The sequence below is a fragment of the Streptomyces enissocaesilis genome (genome assembly GCF_039533765.1).
In the GTDB taxonomy this organism is placed as follows: domain Bacteria; phylum Actinomycetota; class Actinomycetes; order Streptomycetales; family Streptomycetaceae; genus Streptomyces; species Streptomyces enissocaesilis.
Genome location: NZ_BAAAUD010000051.1, coordinates 233,162 through 250,125, shown reverse-complemented (window position 1 = coordinate 250,125; position 16,964 = coordinate 233,162). Strand labels below are relative to the sequence as shown.

The window sequence follows — 16,964 nt, the reverse complement described above, 5'->3', positions numbered from 1 at the left end:
CTGTCGGCGGCGATGCACAAGACCTTGATCGTGACCAACGACTTCCCGCCCCGCCCCGGCGGCATCCAGGCGTTCCTGCACAACATGGCGCTGCGCCTGGACCCCGAGCAGCTCGTCGTCTACGCCTCCACCTGGAAGCGCGGCGGCGAGGGTGCGGCGGCCACCGCGGCCTTCGACGCCGAGCAGCCGTTCACCGTCGTACGCGACCGGACGACCATGCTGCTGCCGACGCCGCGCGTCACCCGGCGCGCGGTCGGGCTGCTGCGCGAACACGGCTGCGGATCCGTGTGGTTCGGGGCGGCCGCGCCGCTCGGGCTGATGGCGCCCGCCCTGCGCAGGGCGGGCGCGGAGCGGATCGTCGCCACCACGCACGGCCACGAGGCGGGCTGGGCCCAGCTGCCCGCCTCCCGGCAGCTGCTGCGCAGGATCGGCGGGGACACGGACACGATCACCTATCTCGGCGAGTACACCCGCTCGCGGATCGCGGCCGCGCTCACGCCCGAGGCCGCCGCGCGCATGGTCCAGCTGCCGCCCGGCGTCGACGAGAAGACCTTCCACCCCGGTTCCGGCGGCGACGCGGTCCGTGAGCGGCTCGGGCTCGCCGGCCGGCCCGTGGTGGTGTGCGTGTCCCGCCTGGTGCCGCGCAAGGGCCAGGACACGCTGATCCTGGCGATGCCCCGGATCCTGCGCGAGGTGCCGGACGCGGTGCTGCTGGTCGTCGGCGGCGGACCGTACGCCGGGGAGCTGAGGGAACTGGCTGCCAAGACGGGCGTCGCGGACTCCGTCCGCTTCACGGGACCCGTGCCCTGGGCGGAGCTGCCGGCGCACTTCGGCGCGGGCGACGTCTTCGCGATGCCGTGCCGTACGCGCCGGGGCGGGCTCGACGTCGAAGGGCTCGGCATCGTCTACCTGGAGGCGTCGGCGACCGGACTGCCGGTGGTGGCGGGCGACTCGGGCGGGGCGCCCGACGCCGTACTCGACGGGGAGACCGGGTGGGTGGTGCGCGGCGGGCCGGCCGCCGTCGCCGCCGCCGAGTCGGCCGACCGGATCGTCCCGCTTCTCCAGGACCCCGAGCTGCGGCACCGGATGGGGGAGCGGGGCCGCGAATGGGTCGAGGAGAAGTGGCGCTGGGACCTGCTCGCGGAGAAGCTCAGGACGCTGCTCTGACGCCCGCGCGGGCCTCGCGGGGGACGGCAGCGGCCCCCCGGATCCGACCGGGGGGCCGCTGCCGCGCACAGGAGCCGGTCAGCCCCGGTAGAGCGCCTCGATCTCGTCGGCGAAGTCCTTCGCCACCACATTGCGCTTCAGCTTGAGCGACGGCGTGATGTGACCGGCCTCTTCGGTGAACTGGGACGCCAGCACGCGGAACTTGCGCACCGACTCCGCCTTCGACACCGCAGCGTTGCCGTCGTCGACCGCCTGCTGGACGACCGCGAGCAGCTCGGGGTCCTCGCGCAGCGCCGACGCGGTCGAACCGGCCGGCTTGCCGTTCTCGGCGGCCCAGCGGCCGAGGAACTCCTCGTCGAGGGTGACCAGCGCGCCCACGAACGGCCGCCCGTCACCCACCACCATGCACTCCGCGACCAGCGCGTGCCCCCGGATGCGGTCCTCGATCACCGCGGGGGCGACGTTCTTGCCGCCCGCCGTGACGATGATCTCCTTCTTGCGGCCGGTGATCGCGAGGTAGCCGTCCTCGTCCAGCGTGCCGATGTCGCCGGTGTGGAACCAGCCGTCGGTCAGCGCCTCGACGGTGGCGCTCTCGTTGTTCCAGTAGCCGGAGAAGAGGTGCTCGCCGTGGAGCAGCACCTCGCCGTCGTCCGCTATGCGCACGACCGAACCCGGCAGCGGCTGGCCGACCGTACCGATCTTCTGCCGGTTCCACGGGTTGAAGGCGGTGGCCGCGCACGACTCCGTCAGACCGTACCCCTCGAGGACGGTGAAGCCGATGCCGCGGAAGAAGTGGCCGAGGCGCTCGCCCAGCGGGGCACCGCCGGAGATCGCGTACTCGCCGCGGCCGCCGAGCACCGCGCGCAGCTTGCTGTAGACCAGCTTGTCGAAGACCTTGTGCTTGAGCTTCAGGCCGAAGGACGGGCCCTGCGGGGTGCCGATCGCGCGGCTGTAGGCGATCGCGGTGTCCGCGGCCTTGTCGAAGATCCTGCCCTTGCCGTCCGCCTGCGCCTTGGCGCGCGCCGAGTTGTAGACCTTCTCGAAGACGCGCGGCACACCGAGGACCATCGTCGGCCGGAAGGAGGCGAGTTCGTCGGTGAGGTTCTTGATGTCCGGTACGCAGCCGAGCTTGATCGGCGCCATCACCGACGCCACCTCGACCAGTCGGCCGAAGACGTGCGCGGCCGGCAGGAAGAGCAGTACGGAGCACTCGCCCGTACGGAACAGCGGCTTCAGGCGCTCGACGACGTTGCCGCACTCCGCGAAGAAGCTGCGGTGCGTGAGCACGCAGCCCTTGGGGCGGCCGGTGGTGCCGGAGGTGTAGACGATCGTGGCGGGGTCGTCCGCCCTGGCGCTCGCGCTGCGCTCGTCGACCGTCTCGTCCGTGACCCCGGCGCCCGAGGCGCACAGGTCCTCCACGGCCCCCCCGTCGATCTGCCAGACGTGCTCCAGGGCGGGCAGCCGGTCGCGTACGGACCCGACGGCGGCGGCGTGCGCCCCGCTCTCGACGATCACGGCGACCGCGCCGGAGTCGCCCAGGATCCACTGCACCTGCTCGGCGGAGCTGGTCTCGTACACCGGCACGGTCACCGCGCCCGCGCTCCAGATGGCGAAGTCCAGCTGCACCCACTCGTAGCGGGTGCGGGACATCAGGGCGACCCGGTCGCCCGGCCGCACGCCGGCCGCGATCAGGCCCTTGGCGGCGGCGCGGACCTCGGCGAGGAACTCGGTGGCGCTGACATCGGTCCAGGCGTCCCCGGTCTTGCGGCTCATGACCGCCACGTCCGGGTGCTGCGTGGCGTTGCGGCGGATGAGATCTGTCAGGTTGCCGTCCGAGGGGACCTCGTACAGGGCCGGAAGGCTGAACTCGCGCAAGACTGCTGCTCCTCATCGGGCGCCGGCGCCACGTCGGTGTGCGCGTCGACTGCGGTCCAAGACCGGGCAGGTGCTCAGTGGGGTGAGCACGTTTGGACTGCCCGGACGTTACCCACCAGTATCCGGTTCCCGATAGGGGGGTAAGGCCAGATGTTCGCTGCGTCACACGCTGTGGCGGTGCTCCGCGCAGACTAGTCCAATCCGGCGGCACCCCGGAAGTAACCGCAGGTCCAACCCCCTCTACCCAGTCCCGGGGCGGGCGTCCTAGGGTGATCGTCATGCGAGTCCATGTGGTCAGCGACGTACACGGGAACGCCAGGGACCTGGCCAGGGCGGGAGACGGCGCCGACGCGCTCGTCTGCCTCGGTGACCTGGTGCTCTTCCTCGACTACGCCGATCACTCGCGCGGTATCTTCCCCGACCTGTTCGGCACCGAGAACGCGGACCTGATCGTCGAGCTGCGCACCGCCCGCCGCTTCGAGGAGGCCCGCGAGCTCGGCCGCAGGCTGTGGGCGGGCATCGACCGGGCGGCCGCCACCGAAGAGGCGGTGCGCAAGCAGTACGCCGAACTCTTCGCGGCGTTCCCCGCCCCGACGTACGCCACCTACGGCAACGTCGACATGCCGCAGCTGTGGCCCGAGTACGCCCGGCCCGGCACCACCGTCCTCGACGGCGAGCGCGTCGAGATCGGCGGCCGCGTCTTCGGCTTCGTCGGCGGCGGCCTCAGGACGCCGATGCGCACGCCCTACGAGATCGACGACGAGGAGTACGCCGCCAAGGTCGAGGCACTGGGCGAGGTGGACGTGCTGTGCTCGCACATCCCGCCCGAGGTCCCCGAGCTCGTGTACGACACCGTCGCCCGCCGGTTCGAGCGTGGCAGCCGGGCCCTGCTCGACGCGATCCGCCGTACCCGCCCCCGGTACGCGCTCTTCGGCCACGTCCACCAGCCGCTGGCCCGGCGCATGCGCGTCGGCGCGACGGAATGCGTGAACGTCGGTCACTTCGCGTCCACCGGCCGCCCCTGGGCGCTGGAGTGGTGAGCCCGCAGTGGTGACGGGCCCCCGGGCCGGTCGCGGTAGCCTTCACGCGGGCATGCCCCGAAATCCCTGTCCCCTGACCGGAACCGCACTGGAGGAGCCACAGCGATGGCGGAACACACCAGCTCGAGCATCACGATCGAGGCGGCGCCGGCCGACGTGATGGGCGTGATCGCCGACTTCGCCCGCTACCCCGAGTGGACCGGCGAGGTGAAGGAGGCCGAGGTCCTGGCCACCGACGCCGAGGGCCGGGCCGAGCGGGTGCGCCTGCTCCTGGACGCCGGCGCGATCAAGGACGACCACACCCTCGCGTACACCTGGACCGGCGGTGACGAGGTCAGCTGGACGCTGGTCAAGTCCCAGATGCTGCGCGCCCTGGACGGTTCGTACAGCCTCGCCCCGCTGGACGGCGGCCGCACCGAGGTCACCTACCGGCTGACCGTCGACGTCAAGATCCCGATGCTCGGCATGATCAAGCGCAAGGCCGAGAAGGTCATCATCGACCGCGCCCTGGCCGGTCTGAAGAAGCGCGTCGAGAGCCACCCGAGCCAGCCGAAGGGCTGATGTCCCGCATGCGTACGGTCCTCGTCACCGGCACCGGCGGCGCGGGCCGCACCACCCTCGCCGCGGCGACCGCCCTCGCGGCGGCACGCGGCGGGGACAGGCTCTCCTCCGCTCGAACGCAGCCGGGAGCCGGTGGAAAGGTCCTCGTCCTCTCCACCGACGCGACGGACACCCTGGGCGCGGTCCTGGGCACGGCGACCGGTCCCGCGCCCGTCGAGGCGGCCCCGGGGCTCTGGGCCGCCCGGCTCGACTCCGGCGCCCACTTCCGCGCGGAGCTCCTGGCGCTCCAGGAGCGCGCGGCCTCCGTGCTCGACCTGCTCGGCGCGAACCGGCTGGCCGCCGAGGAACTGACCGCACTCCCGGGCGGCGAGCAGTTCGCCCTCCTGCGCGCCCTGCGGGCCTGCGCCGGGACCGGTGACGGCGCCGAGGGCTCCGGGGGCCTTTCGGGAACGTACGACCTGGTGGTGGTCGACCTGCCGCCCCTGCCCTCGGCCCTCGCCGTCCTCGCGCTCCCCGAACAGCTGCGCCGCTACCTGCGCCGGCTGCTGCCGCCCGAGCGGCAGGCGGCCCGCGCGCTGCGGCCCATGCTCGCCCAGCTCGCCGGTGTCCCGATGCCCGCGCAGTGGCTGTACGAGACGGCCGCCCGCTGGGACGCGGAACTGGCCGCCGTCCAGGCCCTGCTCGACGCCCCCGGCACGACGGTGCGGCTGGTCGCCGAGCCCGGGCCCGCCGCAGCCGACGCCCTGCGCACCGCCCGCACCGGACTGGCCCTCTTCGGCCTCGGCGTCGAGGGGGTCACGGCGAACCGGACGCTGCCGCAGGACTCCCCGGACACCTGGCTCGCGACGCTCGCCGCCCAGCAGCAGAAGTGCCTGGCCGAGTGGTACGACCAGTGGCGGCCCGTGGCGCCGGTCCGCGAGGTGCGCCACCTCGGCCGTGACCCGCGCGGCCTCGACGACCTCGACGCGCTGGCCGGGGACGGGGCGCTCGCGGTGGGGCCGGGGCGCGAGGGCGCGGACGAGCCCTGGCCCGTGGAGGACCGGCTCGCCGACGACGCCGGCGGGGTCCTCGTATGGCACCTGCCGCTGCCCGGCGCCGTGAAGGAGGAGATCGGCCTGGTCCGCCGGGGCGACGAACTCGTCCTCGACGCGGGCCCGTTCCGCCGGATCCTGCCGCTGCCCCCCGCCCTGCGCCGCTGCGACGTCTCGGGCGCGGGCCTGGCGGGCGGCGTACTGAAGGTGCGGTTCACGCCGGACCCCCGGCTGTGGCCGCAGACCAAGTGAACCGCCTGCCGCCGTTCGGGTAACGTCAGTGGTACGAGGCGTACGTACGGTACGAACCGCCCCCTGCCGCAGGAGTCCGCCATGAGCGATGCCACCGAGGGTCCCTCCCCCGAGCCCGCCGAGGCCCCTGACGCCGACGCGTGGGCGAAGGCGTGCGCCGAGGACCTCGCCGCCGAGAGGGCCCGCCGCCGCGCCCAGGACGGCGGGGCGCAGCCGGGATCCGCCGCCGAGGAGCTGCGCAAACTCGTCGACGCCGTCGCCGACAAGGTCGCCTCCCTCCAGTCGGTCCTGCCCGGCATGGCCGCGCAGGGCGCCGTCAGCCAGCTCATCGACCAGGCGAAGTCCGCCGTCGAGCCGGTCATCGAGCGCAACCCGGAGGTCTTCGACCACCTGGCCGCGGCCGGCAACGAGCTGCTCGCCGCCTACCGCTCCGCCGTCCAGGGCCAGGAGAGCCGCTGGACCCGCGGCCCGTCGCAGCCGGCGGAGCGCGAGAAGGACGGCCCCGGGGGCGCCGACGGCGAGAACGGCCCCGAAGGCCCCTCGTCGAGCACCCACATCGACCTGGACTGAGCTGCGCCTCGGGTACGGTTGCCCTAGCGGGGCTCGACCGAAAACTGAGGGACACATGGGACTCACCATCGGCGTCGACATCGGCGGCACGAAGATCGCGGCAGGCGTGGTCGACGAAGAGGGCGCCATTCTCGACACCCACAAGGTGCCCACGCCGTCGACTGCCGAAGGCATCGTCGACGCGATCTGCGCGGCCGTCTCGGAGGCGGGCAAGGGCCACCAGATCGAGGCGGTCGGCATCGGCGCCGCCGGGTACGTCGACGACAAGCGCGCCACCGTTCTCTTCGCACCGAACATCGACTGGCGGCACGAGCCGCTGAAGGACAAGGTCGAGCAGCGCGTCGGTCTGCCGGTCGTCGTCGAGAACGACGCGAACGCGGCGGCCTGGGGCGAGTACAAGTTCGGTGCCGGCCAGGGCCACGAGGACGTCATCTGCATCACTCTCGGCACCGGTCTCGGCGGCGGCATCATCATCGGCAACAAGCTACGCCGCGGACGCTTCGGCGTGGCCGCCGAGTTCGGCCACATCCGGGTCGTCCCCGACGGCCTGCTGTGCGGCTGCGGCAACCAGGGCTGCTGGGAGCAGTACGCGTCCGGGCGGGCCCTCGTCAGGTACGCCAAGCAGCGCGCCAACGCCACCCCCGAGAACGCCCGGATCCTCCTCGCCCTGGGCGACGGCACGGTCGAGGGCATCGAGGGCAAGCACGTCAGCGAGGCCGCCCGGCAGGGCTGCCCGGTGGCCGTCGACTCCTTCCGCGAGCTCGCCCGCTGGGCGGGCGCGGGCCTGGCCGACCTGGCCTCGCTCTTCGACCCGTCGGCGTTCATCGTCGGCGGCGGCGTCTCGGACGAGGGCGAGCTCGTCCTCGACCCGATCCGCAAGTCCTTCCGGCGCTGGCTCATCGGCGGCCAGTGGCGTCCGCACGCGCAGGTGCTCGCGGCGCAGCTGGGCGGCAAGGCAGGCCTCGTCGGGGCGGCGGACCTGGCCCGCCAGGGCTGACGCCCGCCCGCACGTGTCGCCCGTACGCGGGCGGGTTGCCCGCTGTGCCCTCCAGGGGCGCGGCGGGCACTTCCGTATCTTGTTCCGCATGGCGACGAGTACGACCGCGACGAGCACGCTGCCCGCTTCCCGTACCGAGCCGGACGGCTCGGCCGTGATCCGTGTCCTCAGCTACAACATCCGCTCCATGCGCGACGACCGCGAGGCGCTGGCCCGGGTGATCGGCGCCTGTGAGCCCGACCTCGTCCTCGTGCAGGAGGCCCCGAGGTTCTTCCGCTGGCGCAAGCGCGCGGCGTGGCTCGCCGCCCACAGCGGTCTGGTGGTGCTCGGCGGCGGAGCCACCGCTTCGGGGCCGCTGCTGCTGTGCTCGCTGCGCGTGACGGTGGAGCGTACGGAGGACGTACTGCTGCCGCGTACGCCGGGGCTGCACCAGCGGGGGTTCGCGACAGCGGTGGTACGGATCGGGGGCGCCAGGTTCGGCGTACTGAGCTGCCACCTCAGCCTCCAGCGCGAGGAGCGGTACGCGCAGGGCGGGATGCTGCTCGACCGCGTCGAGGAGATGGGCGTGGAGCACGCGGTCGTGGGCGGCGACCTCAACGACCGGCCGGACGGGCGGACTTTCCGCCGGCTGGCGGGTGAGCTCCAGGACTGCTGGGCGGTGAAGCCGTGGGGCGGGGAATTCACCTCGACCCCGGAGAACCCGCACCAGCGCATCGACGCGGTCTTCGCGACCCCGGGGATCGAAGTCCTGGGCTGCGGCGTCCCTCCGGGTCTTCCGGAGGCGGACGTACGGGCGGCCACGGATCACCTCCCGGTGCTGGCGGCGCTGCGGGTTCCGGCTGCCCCCGACGGCCGGACGGGCTCGAACTGAGCCCGTCCGGCGGCTGGGACCGGGCCGGGGCCGGGGAGAGCCCCTAGACGACCGCGCCGCGGCCGGGGTCGTCGCCGTCCTCGTCGTCGCCGTGCGCCATCCGCGCCACCAGCGTGGCGAAACCGCCCAGGAAGCCGCCGACGCCGAGTGTCGTCAGCCACCACGTCATGTCCCACCGGAACAGCACGGCGCCGAGCAGCAGCAGCGGGCCGCCCACGACCGCGAGCCAGGCGAACTTGGCCGTGGTGTCGGCGGGCGGCAGCGGGGGCGGCTCCGGCGGGACGAAGTGGCCCTCGTCGCTCTCGTCGAGGTCGTCCTCGCGCGGCTCCGCCAAGGAGTAGTTGCGCGGGCCGCCGATGCCGGGGGCGAAGACGACGGAGCTGCCGAGCGGCCTGTCCGGGGCCGGATCCGGATCCGCGTCCTCCTGCTCGGTTCCCGCACCGGCTCCCGCGCCGGAGCCGGTACCGGCTCCCGCACCGACCCCGGCACCCACCCCGGCCCCGTCCTCCGGGCCCTTCCCCAGCGGCTTCTCCGGCCGGCCGGCGCCGGCGCCGGTGCCGTTGAGGTCGCCCTCCGGCAGGAAGAGGTCCTCGATCGGCTTGAACGGCTTCGCACCCGGCGGATCCGGCGGCTCCTCGCCGTACCCGGCGACGATCGCGGCCCACACCGCGTCCTCGTCGACGGGGGTCCCCGCGGATGCCCCGGCGGGCGTCCCGGCAGCGGGCGCCCCGGCCGGTCCCGCCGTCCCGTCCGGCTCCCGCTCCTCCTCGCGGCCCGCAGGCTCCGCGTCGTGCTCAGCCACCGGTGGTGCTCCCCTTCTTCCCGACACTCGGAGCGAGGCGGCCGATGAACGCGTGACTCTCGTCGAAGATCCGCTCCGCGTCATGGTCCAACGTCGCGACGTGGTAGCTCTGTTCCAGCAGGATCTCGGTGACGTCCGTCGACGAGACCCGGCTGAGGATGCGGGCCGAGTCGGCCGCCGGCACCACATGGTCCTGCGGGCTGTGCAGGAGCAGCAGCGGCTGGGTCACCTGCGGCAGCTCGGAGTCGACGGTCCGGAAGAAGTTCCGCACGGAGTGGGCCGCGTGCAGCGGGACGCGGTCGTAACCGATCTCCTCCGCCCCCGCCTTGGCGATGTCGTTGCGCACCCCCTTCGTCGTACGGACGAGATGGCGGGTCACCGGCAGCGTGTACGCCGACAGGCCGTGCACCTTGTTCGCCGGGTTGACCACGGCTATTCCGCTGATCGCGTCCCCGTGCTTCGCGGCCAGGCGCAGCGCCAGGGCCCCGCCCATGGAGAGCCCGAAGACGAAGACCTGGCTGCACTGCCGGCTGAGCACGCGCAGTTCGCGGTCGACCTCCGCGTACCAGTCCTGCCAGCCCGTGAGCTGCATGTCCTCCCAGCGGGTGCCGTGACCGGGCAGCAGCGGAAGGGAGACGGTCAGTCCGCGCTCGGCCAGGTGGCCGGCCCAGGGGCGCAACGACTGCGGGGAACCGGTGAAGCCGTGACAGAGGAGGACGCCGACCTCTCCGCCCTCGTGGCGGAACGGTTCGGCTCCAGGGAGGACCGGCACCGGGGTCTCCTGTTCATGAGTCTCGGACGGCGAAGGGGGGTGCGCAAGATGTACTTCACCGTACGCGACCGGACCGACACCGACCAGGTCCGTCGGGCGGCCTTGTGCGGCGGGAGCGCAGGCCCGGCATCGGGTTATGGTCTTGTCGACAGACACAGGGAAGGCACTCGGTTGATCTACGGCGCAATGAAGCTCTCCATCGGAGGGCCACTGAAGGCTGCCTTCAGGCCCTGGGTGGAGGGCCTGGAGAACATCCCCGCCGAGGGCCCGGCCATTCTCGCGAGCAACCACCTGTCCTTCTCGGACTCCTTCTTCCTGCCCGCCGTCCTCGACCGCAAGGTCACCTTCATCGCCAAGGCCGAGTACTTCACCTCGCCCGGTGTGAAGGGGAAGCTCACCGCCGCCTTCTTCAAGGGCGTCGGCCAACTGCCCGTGGACCGCTCGGGCGCGCGCGGCGCCGGCGAGGCGGCGATCAAGGCCGGCATCCAGGTCATCAGGGGCGGCGGCCTCTTCGGCATCTACCCCGAGGGCACCCGCTCGCCCGACGGCCGTCTCTACCGCGGCAAACCGGGCGGCCTCGCGCGCGTGGCGCTCGCCACCGGCGCTCCCGTGATCCCGGTCGCGATGATCGACACCGAGAAGATCCAGCCGCCCGGCAAGGTCATGCCCAAGCTGATGCGGCCGGGGATCAAAATCGGCAAGCCGCTGGACTTCAGCCGCTATCACGGGATGGACGGCGACCGGTTCATCCTGCGGTCGGTGACCGACGAGGTCATGTACGAGATCATGAAGCTCTCCGGCCAGGAGTACGTCGACATCTACGCGACGGCGGCGAAGCGCCAGATCGCCGACGCGGAGAAGGCCGCGAGAGCGGAGAAGGCGGGACAGGGCGGCGCGTAACCGCGTCCGTCCGGGGGAGGGGGATGATGGCCAAGGCCCAGCGCGAGCGGGTCGTACGCATGTCGGTCGAGCAGCCGCTGTGGCGTGCGCTCACCGCCTACCGCGTCCTGACGATGCTCTACGCGGTGTTCCTCTTCGTGTTCACCCGGGAGGAGTTCGAGCGTCCTTGGGTCGCCGTCGCCTTCCTCGCGGTGATGTCCCTCTGGACCCTCGTCACGCTCCCCAAGGTGGCCAACGCGGCGAGCTGCACCAAGCGCTTCCTCGGCGTCGACCTCGCCGTCGCCCTGACCGGCATCCTGCTCACCCCGCTCGCCGACTTCCACGCGCAGCGGGTCGACGGCTCGACCCTGCCGTCGATATGGACCGCGGGTTCCGTCCTCGCGTTCGCCATCAAGGGCGGCTGGCGCTGGGCGGCCTTCGCCTCCTCCTTCGTCGCCGTCGCCAACGTCGTCGAGCGCGGCCACCCCAGCCGGGACACCCTCCACAACGTCCTGCTGGTGTGGGTCGCCTCCATCGCGATCGGTTACGTCGTCGAGGTCGCCCGCGCCTCCGAGCGCACCCTCGCCCGCGCCCTGGAGATCGAGGCCGCGACCCGCGAGCGCGAACGCCTCGCCCGCGACATCCACGACAGCGTGCTCCAGGTCCTCGCCATGGTGCAGCGGCGCGGCGCGGCCCTCGGCGGCGAGGCGGCCGAACTGGGCAGGATGGCCGGGGAGCAGGAGATCGCCCTGCGCACCCTGGTCTCCAGCGGCCTCGTGCCGGCGACGCGCGCCTCGGAGGACGCCGCGCAGGGCGCGGTGGTCCGTACGGTCGAGGTGGACGACGACGGGGACGGGAGCAGCGGCGGGGACGGCGGTACGGGCGACGGGCGTCCCTGTGATCTGCGCTCCCTGCTCGCCCCGCACGCCGGTTCCAGGGTCAGCTTCGCCGAGCCCGGCGCCCCGGTCCTGCTGGAGGCGGCGCCGGCCCGGGAACTCGCGGCCGCCGTCGGTGCCGCACTGGACAACGTCCGCAGGCACGCGGGGGAGGGCGCCCGGGCCTGGATCCTGGTCGAGGACTGGCCGCAGGAAGTGATCGTGACGGTGCGGGACGACGGTCCCGGCATCCCCGAGGGCAGGCTCGCGCAGGCCGAGGGGGAGGGGCGCCTCGGCGTCGCCCTGTCGATCCGCGGGCGGCTGCGGGACATCGGGGGCACCGCCGAGCTGATCTCGGTGCCGGGGCAGGGCACGGAAGTAGAACTGAAGGTTCCACGGGGGAAGGCAGGACAGGCGCGATGAGCGAAGAGCGGCAGCAGACGATCAGGGTGATGGTGGTCGACGACCACCCGATGTGGCGGGACGCGGTCGCCCGCGACCTCGAAGCCGCGGGATTCGACGTGGTCGCCACGGCGGGCGACGGACCGCAGGCGGTGCGCCGCGCCCAGGCCGTCGGACCCCAGGTCCTCGTCCTCGACCTCAATCTCCCCGGCATGCCCGGTGTCCAGGTCTGCAAGGAGCTCGTCGGCGCCGACCCGTCGCTGCGGGTCCTCGTGCTGTCCGCGAGCGGCGAGCACGCCGACGTACTGGAAGCGGTGAAGTCCGGTGCGACGGGCTACCTGCTGAAGTCCGCGGGGCCCGAGGAGCTCATCGACGCGGTACGGCGCACGGCCGCCGGCGATCCGGTCTTCACTCCGGGCCTGGCGGGCCTGGTCCTCGGCGAGTACCGCCGGCTAGCCTCCGACCCGGCGCCCGCGGCCTCGTCGAACGAGCCGAAGGCGCCGCAGCTCACCGACCGCGAGACCGAGGTGCTGCGGCTGGTCGCCAAGGGGCTCTCGTACAAGCAGATCGCCGAGCGCCTGGTGATCTCGCACCGCACCGTCCAGAACCACGTGCAGAACACCCTCGGCAAACTCCAGCTGCACAACCGCGTGGAGCTCGTCCGCTACGCGATCGAACGCGGCCTCGACGACGCCTAGCGCGATCGATGCGCCCGGTGCACCCGGTGCGCCCGCCCGTGCGACCCCGAATTGTCCCTCCGCCCCGTGTCGCTGTGACCTGTGTCACCACTAGCGTGGCCGCACACGGCACAGCTGAATGTGGCGAAGGGACAATTCCATGCGGGTCGGAGTACTGACCGGGGGAGGCGACTGCCCCGGGCTCAACGCGGTCATCCGCGCCGTCGTACGCAAGGGCGTGCAGGAGTACGGGTACGAGTTCACCGGCTTCCGCGACGGCTGGCGCGGACCGCTCGAAGGCGACACCGTACGGCTCGACATCCCGGCCGTCCGCGGCATCCTGCCCCGCGGCGGCACCATCCTCGGCTCCTCGCGCACCAATCCGCTCCAGGCCGAGAACGGCATCCGCCGGGTGAAGGAGAACCTCGCAGGGCTGGGGGTCGACTCGCTCGTCGTGATAGGCGGCGAAGACACCCTCGGCGTGGCCACCCGCCTGTCCGACGAGTACGGCGTCCCGTGCGTCGGCGTACCGAAGACCATCGACAACGACCTGTCCGCCACCGACTACACCTTCGGCTTCGACACCGCCGTCGGCATAGCGACCGAGGCGATCGACCGCCTCCACACCACCGCCGAATCGCACATGCGCGTCCTCGTCGTCGAGGTGATGGGCCGCCACGCCGGCTGGATCGCCCTGCACTCGGGTCTGGCGGGCGGCGCGAACGTCATCCTCATCCCCGAGCAGCGCTTCGACATCGAGCGGGTCTGCGACTGGGTCACCTCCCGCTTCAAGGCGTCGTACGCCCCGATCGTCGTCGTCGCGGAGGGCGCGACGCCCAGGGACGGCGAGATGATCCTCAAGGACGGCACACTCGACTCCTTCGGGCACGTGCGGCTCTCGGGCGTCGGCGAGTGGCTGGCCAAGGAGATCGAGAAGCGCACCGGCAAGGAGGCCAGGACCACGGTCCTCGGCCATGTCCAGCGCGGCGGTACGCCCAGCGCCTTCGACCGGTGGCTGGCGACGCGGTTCGGACTGCACGCGATCGAAGCCGTACGGGACGGTGATTTCGGCACGATGGTCGCGCTCCGCGGAACGGACATCGTCCGGGTGCCGATGAGGGAGGCGACGGCGCGGCTCAAGACGGTCGATCCGGAGCTCTACGCCGAGGTCGGGGTCTTCTTCGGCTGAGCGGGGGGAAGACGTGGGCCGTATATTCGCGATATTCGTGCCATCCGCGGTATGTGCGCGATACGGCCCGCGTTCCGGCTTTCGCCCCTCCAGGGAGACGTCGTGGAAATCCTGGCATTCGGTGTGCAGTCCGACGAGAGACCACTGATCGAGAAGGCCTTCGCCGGTCACCACGACATCCGTTGTCTCGATGTCTTCCTCGGCGAGGACACCGCCCCCATCGCCGCCGGCCACGAGATCATCAGCACCAGCGTCAACGCCGACCTGGGGGCGCGCGTCCTGCGCGCGCTCGCCGACGGGGGAACGAGGATGATCGCCCAGCGTTCCACCGGCTTCAACAACATCGACCTCGACGTCGCCGGGCGGCTCGGCCTGACGGTCGCCCGCGTCTCGTACTACTCGCCGTACTCCGTCGCCGAGTTCGCCTGGACCCTCGCGATGGCCGTCAACCGCCGCATCGTGCGCGCCGCCGGACGCACCCGCGACTTCGACTTCCGCCTCGACGGGCTCCTCGGCCGTGACATGCGCGGCCGTACGGCCGGTGTCCTCGGCACCGGCAAGATCGGCGAGGCGTTCACCCGCATCGCCCACGGCTTCGGCATGAACCTGCTCGGCTGGGACGTCGTCCAGAACCCCGCCTGCGTCGGTCTGGGCATGGAATACGTCGACAAGGACCGCCTGCTCGCCGAGTCCGACCTGGTCAGCCTGCACCTGCCGCTGATGCCCGCCACGCACCGTCTCATCGGCGCCGGCGAGCTGCGCGCCATGAAGGACGACGCGATCCTCGTGAACTCGAGCCGCGGTGGTCTCGTCGACACCGCGGCTCTCGTCCGTGAACTGCGCCTGGGCCGCTTCACCGGCGTGGGGCTCGACGTGTACGAGGCGGAGGCCGGGCTCTTCTTCCTGGACAAGTCCCTGGAAGTCGTGGACGACGACACCCTGGCCCGGCTCGTCACCCTCCCGAACGTCCTGGTCACCTCGCACCAGGCGTACTACACCGTCGACGCGGTCGGCCAGATCGTCGAGGCCACGCTGGGGAACGTCCTCGACTACACGGCGGGCCGCCGCAGCGAGAACGTCCTGGTCCCGGCGGAGCCGGCCGTGAGCTGACCGAGCAGTGCGCCCACGATCGCCGTGCCCCGCAGCGTCAGCACCGACTCCGGGTGGAACTGCACGCCCGCGAAGCCCGGCCCGCGCAGGGCGTGCACCTCGCCGGTGGCCGGGTCGCGGCTGACCTCGACGCCGTGCGCGGCCAGCTCCGCCGCCCCGTCCTCGCCGCAGCGGGCGACGAAGCTGTTGTAGAAACCGACGGTCTCCGGCCGCCCGAAGAGATCGATCCGGGTCTGCGCCCCCTGGTACGGCACCCGCTTGCGTACGGTCTCCAGGCCCAGCTCGGCCGCCAGCAGCTCGTGCCCCAGGCAGACCCCGAGCAGCCCGCGGCGGTGCCCGCGCACCAGTTCCGCCGTGAGTCCGCGCAGGAACCGCATCTTGGGGTCGTCCGCGTCGGAGGGGTCCCCGGGCCCGGGGCCGAGCACCACGGGGCCCTCGTGCGCGAGCGCGGCCTCCCGCAGCCCCGGCTCGTCGTACCGCCGTACGGACACGTCGAGCCCGGACGAGCGCAGCAGATGCGCGAGCATCGCCGTGAAGGTGTCCTCCGCGTCGACCACCAGCGCGTGTCCGGCCAGGGACGCCGCGCGCTCCTGCATCCGCAGCCAGAACGGCGCGAGGGACGCGCGCCGCGAGTCGAGCGCCTGCCGTACGCGCGGATCGTCCGCGAGCTCGGGCCCCGCGCCCTCGCGCTCCGGCCTCGCGGGACGCACCCCCAGCGCCGCCAGCACCCCCGCCGCCTTGGCGTGGGTCTCGGCGACCTCGCTGCGCGGGTCCGAGTCGCGCACCAGCGTCGCCCCGACCGGCACCCGCAGCCGGCCGTCCGGCGCGATGTCGGCGGTGCGGATCAGGATCGGCGAGTCCAGGGTCTGGGCGCCGCCCGTGTCCCGGCCGACGAGGGCCAGCGCGCCCGCGTAGTAGCCGCGGCCTCCGGACTCGTACCGCTCGATGACCCGGCAGGCGTTCTGCACCGGCGACCCGGTGACGGTCGCCGCGAACATCGTCTCCTTCAGCACCTCGCGCACGTCGAGGGTCGTCCGGCCCCGCAGCTCGTACTCGGTGTGCGCGAGATGGGCCATCTCCCTGAGCCGGGGCCCGACGACGACCCCGCCCATGTCACCGACGGTGCACATCATCTTGAGTTCTTCGTCGACGACCATCGAGAGCTCCGCGGTCTCCTTGGCGTCGTCGAGGAAGTCCAGCAGCCCCTCGGCGCTCGGGCCCTGGGCCGGGTAGCGGTACGTCCCGCTGATCGGGTTCATCACGACGGTCCCGCCGCTCATCCGCACGTGCACCTCGGGGCTCGCGCCGACCAGCGTGCGCTCCCCGGTGTGCACGACGAACGTCCAGTACGCGCCCCGCTCACCGGCGAGCAGCCGCCGGAAGAGCGCCAGCGCGTCGGCCCGCCCGAACCCGGGGACGCTGCCCTCGAAGGTCCGCCGGATGACGAAGTTCGCGCCCTCGCCGCTCCCGATCTCGTCCTCGACGACCCGCCGCACGATCCCGGCGTACTCCTCGTCGTCGACGTCGAAGGCCCCGCCCTCGACCCGCACCTCGTGTGCGGGCAGCTGCGCGAGGGCCTCGTCGAGCGGCAGGGCGTACGCCTCGCCGGCGACCAGCACGCTCAGCGGTGTCCCGTCGTCCCGTACGTCGAACCCGCGCTCCCTGATCTGCCGGAACGGCACCAGGGCGAGCACGGGCAGGTCGCCGGAGCCGGCCGGGACGTCGGCGAGCCGCGCGGCCTCGTGCACGTCTCCGATCAGCAGTTCGACGGTGTCGTGGTCGTGGCCGGGGGTCCGCCTGCGCAGGAGGGCGAAGGGGCGGGTGTCGTCCAGCAGTGCGCTGATGAGCATGGGTGGTGTTCCTTCCGAGTCCGGGTGGGGTCCGAGTGGGGCCC

Annotated in this window: 16 protein-coding genes; 12 read left to right on the top strand and 4 right to left on the bottom strand. The window is 72.7% G+C overall.

Annotated features, from left to right (window positions below):
- The first annotated feature begins 12 nt into the window (after positions 1-12).
- A complete protein-coding gene (locus tag ABD374_RS26945) occupies positions 13-1,167 on the top strand; it encodes a glycosyltransferase family 4 protein (RefSeq protein WP_344498334.1) in 1,155 nt (384 codons plus the stop codon).
- Between the two features lie 78 nt (positions 1,168-1,245).
- Here the strand turns inward: ABD374_RS26945 and ABD374_RS26940 are convergent, their stop codons facing one another.
- On the bottom strand, positions 1,246-3,042 hold the full coding sequence (locus ABD374_RS26940) for an AMP-dependent synthetase/ligase (protein WP_344498332.1): 1,797 nt from the start codon (positions 3,040-3,042) through the stop codon (positions 1,246-1,248).
- A 290-nt stretch (positions 3,043-3,332) separates the two neighbouring features.
- On the opposite strand from ABD374_RS26940, the gene ABD374_RS26935 reads away from it, so the two are divergent.
- From ABD374_RS26935 to ABD374_RS26910, 6 genes are all read left to right on the top strand, one after another.
- Positions 3,333-4,082, top strand: a complete 750-nt coding sequence (locus ABD374_RS26935; RefSeq protein ID WP_344498446.1) for a metallophosphoesterase family protein — start codon at positions 3,333-3,335, stop codon at positions 4,080-4,082.
- Positions 4,083-4,187: 105 nt separating this feature from the next.
- Positions 4,188-4,643 (top strand): SRPBCC family protein, encoded by a 456-nt coding sequence (locus ABD374_RS26930; protein WP_344498330.1) that lies wholly within the window; start codon positions 4,188-4,190, stop codon positions 4,641-4,643.
- An 8-nt stretch (positions 4,644-4,651) separates the two neighbouring features.
- Positions 4,652-5,926, top strand: coding sequence for an ArsA family ATPase (locus tag ABD374_RS26925; protein ID WP_344498328.1), 1,275 nt, complete (start codon positions 4,652-4,654; stop codon positions 5,924-5,926).
- A gap of 81 nt (positions 5,927-6,007) precedes the next feature.
- The gene (locus tag ABD374_RS26920) at positions 6,008-6,496 is read left to right on the top strand and encodes a DUF5304 domain-containing protein (protein ID WP_344498326.1); all 489 of its coding nucleotides are present in this window, start codon (positions 6,008-6,010) and stop codon (positions 6,494-6,496) included.
- 55 nt (positions 6,497-6,551) lie between these two features.
- Positions 6,552-7,493, top strand: a complete 942-nt coding sequence (locus tag ABD374_RS26915; RefSeq protein WP_344498324.1) for an ROK family glucokinase — start codon at positions 6,552-6,554, stop codon at positions 7,491-7,493.
- An 88-nt stretch (positions 7,494-7,581) separates the two neighbouring features.
- Positions 7,582-8,364 carry an endonuclease/exonuclease/phosphatase family protein gene (locus ABD374_RS26910; RefSeq protein WP_344498322.1) on the top strand — a complete coding sequence of 261 codons (783 nt, stop codon included), beginning with the start codon at positions 7,582-7,584 and terminating at the stop codon, positions 8,362-8,364.
- A gap of 43 nt (positions 8,365-8,407) precedes the next feature.
- Here ABD374_RS26910 and ABD374_RS26905 read toward each other — a convergent pair whose 3' ends face one another.
- Both ABD374_RS26905 and ABD374_RS26900 read right to left on the bottom strand, forming a co-directional pair.
- Positions 8,408-9,166 carry a hypothetical protein gene (locus tag ABD374_RS26905; RefSeq protein WP_344498320.1) on the bottom strand — a complete coding sequence of 253 codons (759 nt, stop codon included), beginning with the start codon at positions 9,164-9,166 and terminating at the stop codon, positions 8,408-8,410.
- Positions 9,159-9,938: an alpha/beta hydrolase gene (locus ABD374_RS26900; RefSeq protein ID WP_344498318.1), complete on the bottom strand. Its 780-nt coding sequence runs from the start codon at positions 9,936-9,938 to the stop codon at positions 9,159-9,161. The genes ABD374_RS26905 and ABD374_RS26900 overlap by 8 nt, the downstream gene beginning before the upstream one ends.
- Before the next feature lie 171 nt (positions 9,939-10,109).
- Between ABD374_RS26900 and ABD374_RS26895 the strand changes: the two genes are divergently transcribed.
- The 5 genes from ABD374_RS26895 (at position 10,110) to ABD374_RS26875 (ending at position 15,070) form a co-directional block, all read left to right on the top strand.
- A complete protein-coding gene (locus ABD374_RS26895; protein ID WP_344498316.1) occupies positions 10,110-10,838 on the top strand; it encodes a lysophospholipid acyltransferase family protein in 729 nt (242 codons plus the stop codon).
- 23 nt (positions 10,839-10,861) lie between these two features.
- On the top strand, positions 10,862-12,115 hold the full coding sequence (gene macS, locus ABD374_RS26890) for a MacS family sensor histidine kinase (protein WP_344498314.1): 1,254 nt from the start codon (positions 10,862-10,864) through the stop codon (positions 12,113-12,115).
- Positions 12,112-12,792: a response regulator gene (locus ABD374_RS26885; RefSeq protein ID WP_344498312.1), complete on the top strand. Its 681-nt coding sequence runs from the start codon at positions 12,112-12,114 to the stop codon at positions 12,790-12,792. Before macS ends, ABD374_RS26885 begins: the two co-directional genes overlap by 4 nt.
- A gap of 139 nt (positions 12,793-12,931) precedes the next feature.
- Positions 12,932-13,960 carry a 6-phosphofructokinase gene (locus tag ABD374_RS26880; protein WP_344498310.1) on the top strand — a complete coding sequence of 343 codons (1,029 nt, stop codon included), beginning with the start codon at positions 12,932-12,934 and terminating at the stop codon, positions 13,958-13,960.
- Positions 13,961-14,062: 102 nt separating this feature from the next.
- Positions 14,063-15,070: a 2-hydroxyacid dehydrogenase gene (locus ABD374_RS26875; protein ID WP_344498308.1), complete on the top strand. Its 1,008-nt coding sequence runs from the start codon at positions 14,063-14,065 to the stop codon at positions 15,068-15,070.
- On the opposite strand, the gene ABD374_RS26870 is transcribed toward ABD374_RS26875, so the two are convergent.
- The gene (locus ABD374_RS26870) at positions 15,010-16,920 is read right to left on the bottom strand and encodes an anthranilate synthase family protein (RefSeq protein WP_344498306.1); all 1,911 of its coding nucleotides are present in this window, start codon (positions 16,918-16,920) and stop codon (positions 15,010-15,012) included. The genes ABD374_RS26875 and ABD374_RS26870 overlap by 61 nt on opposite strands.
- Positions 16,921-16,964: the final 44 nt, after the last annotated feature.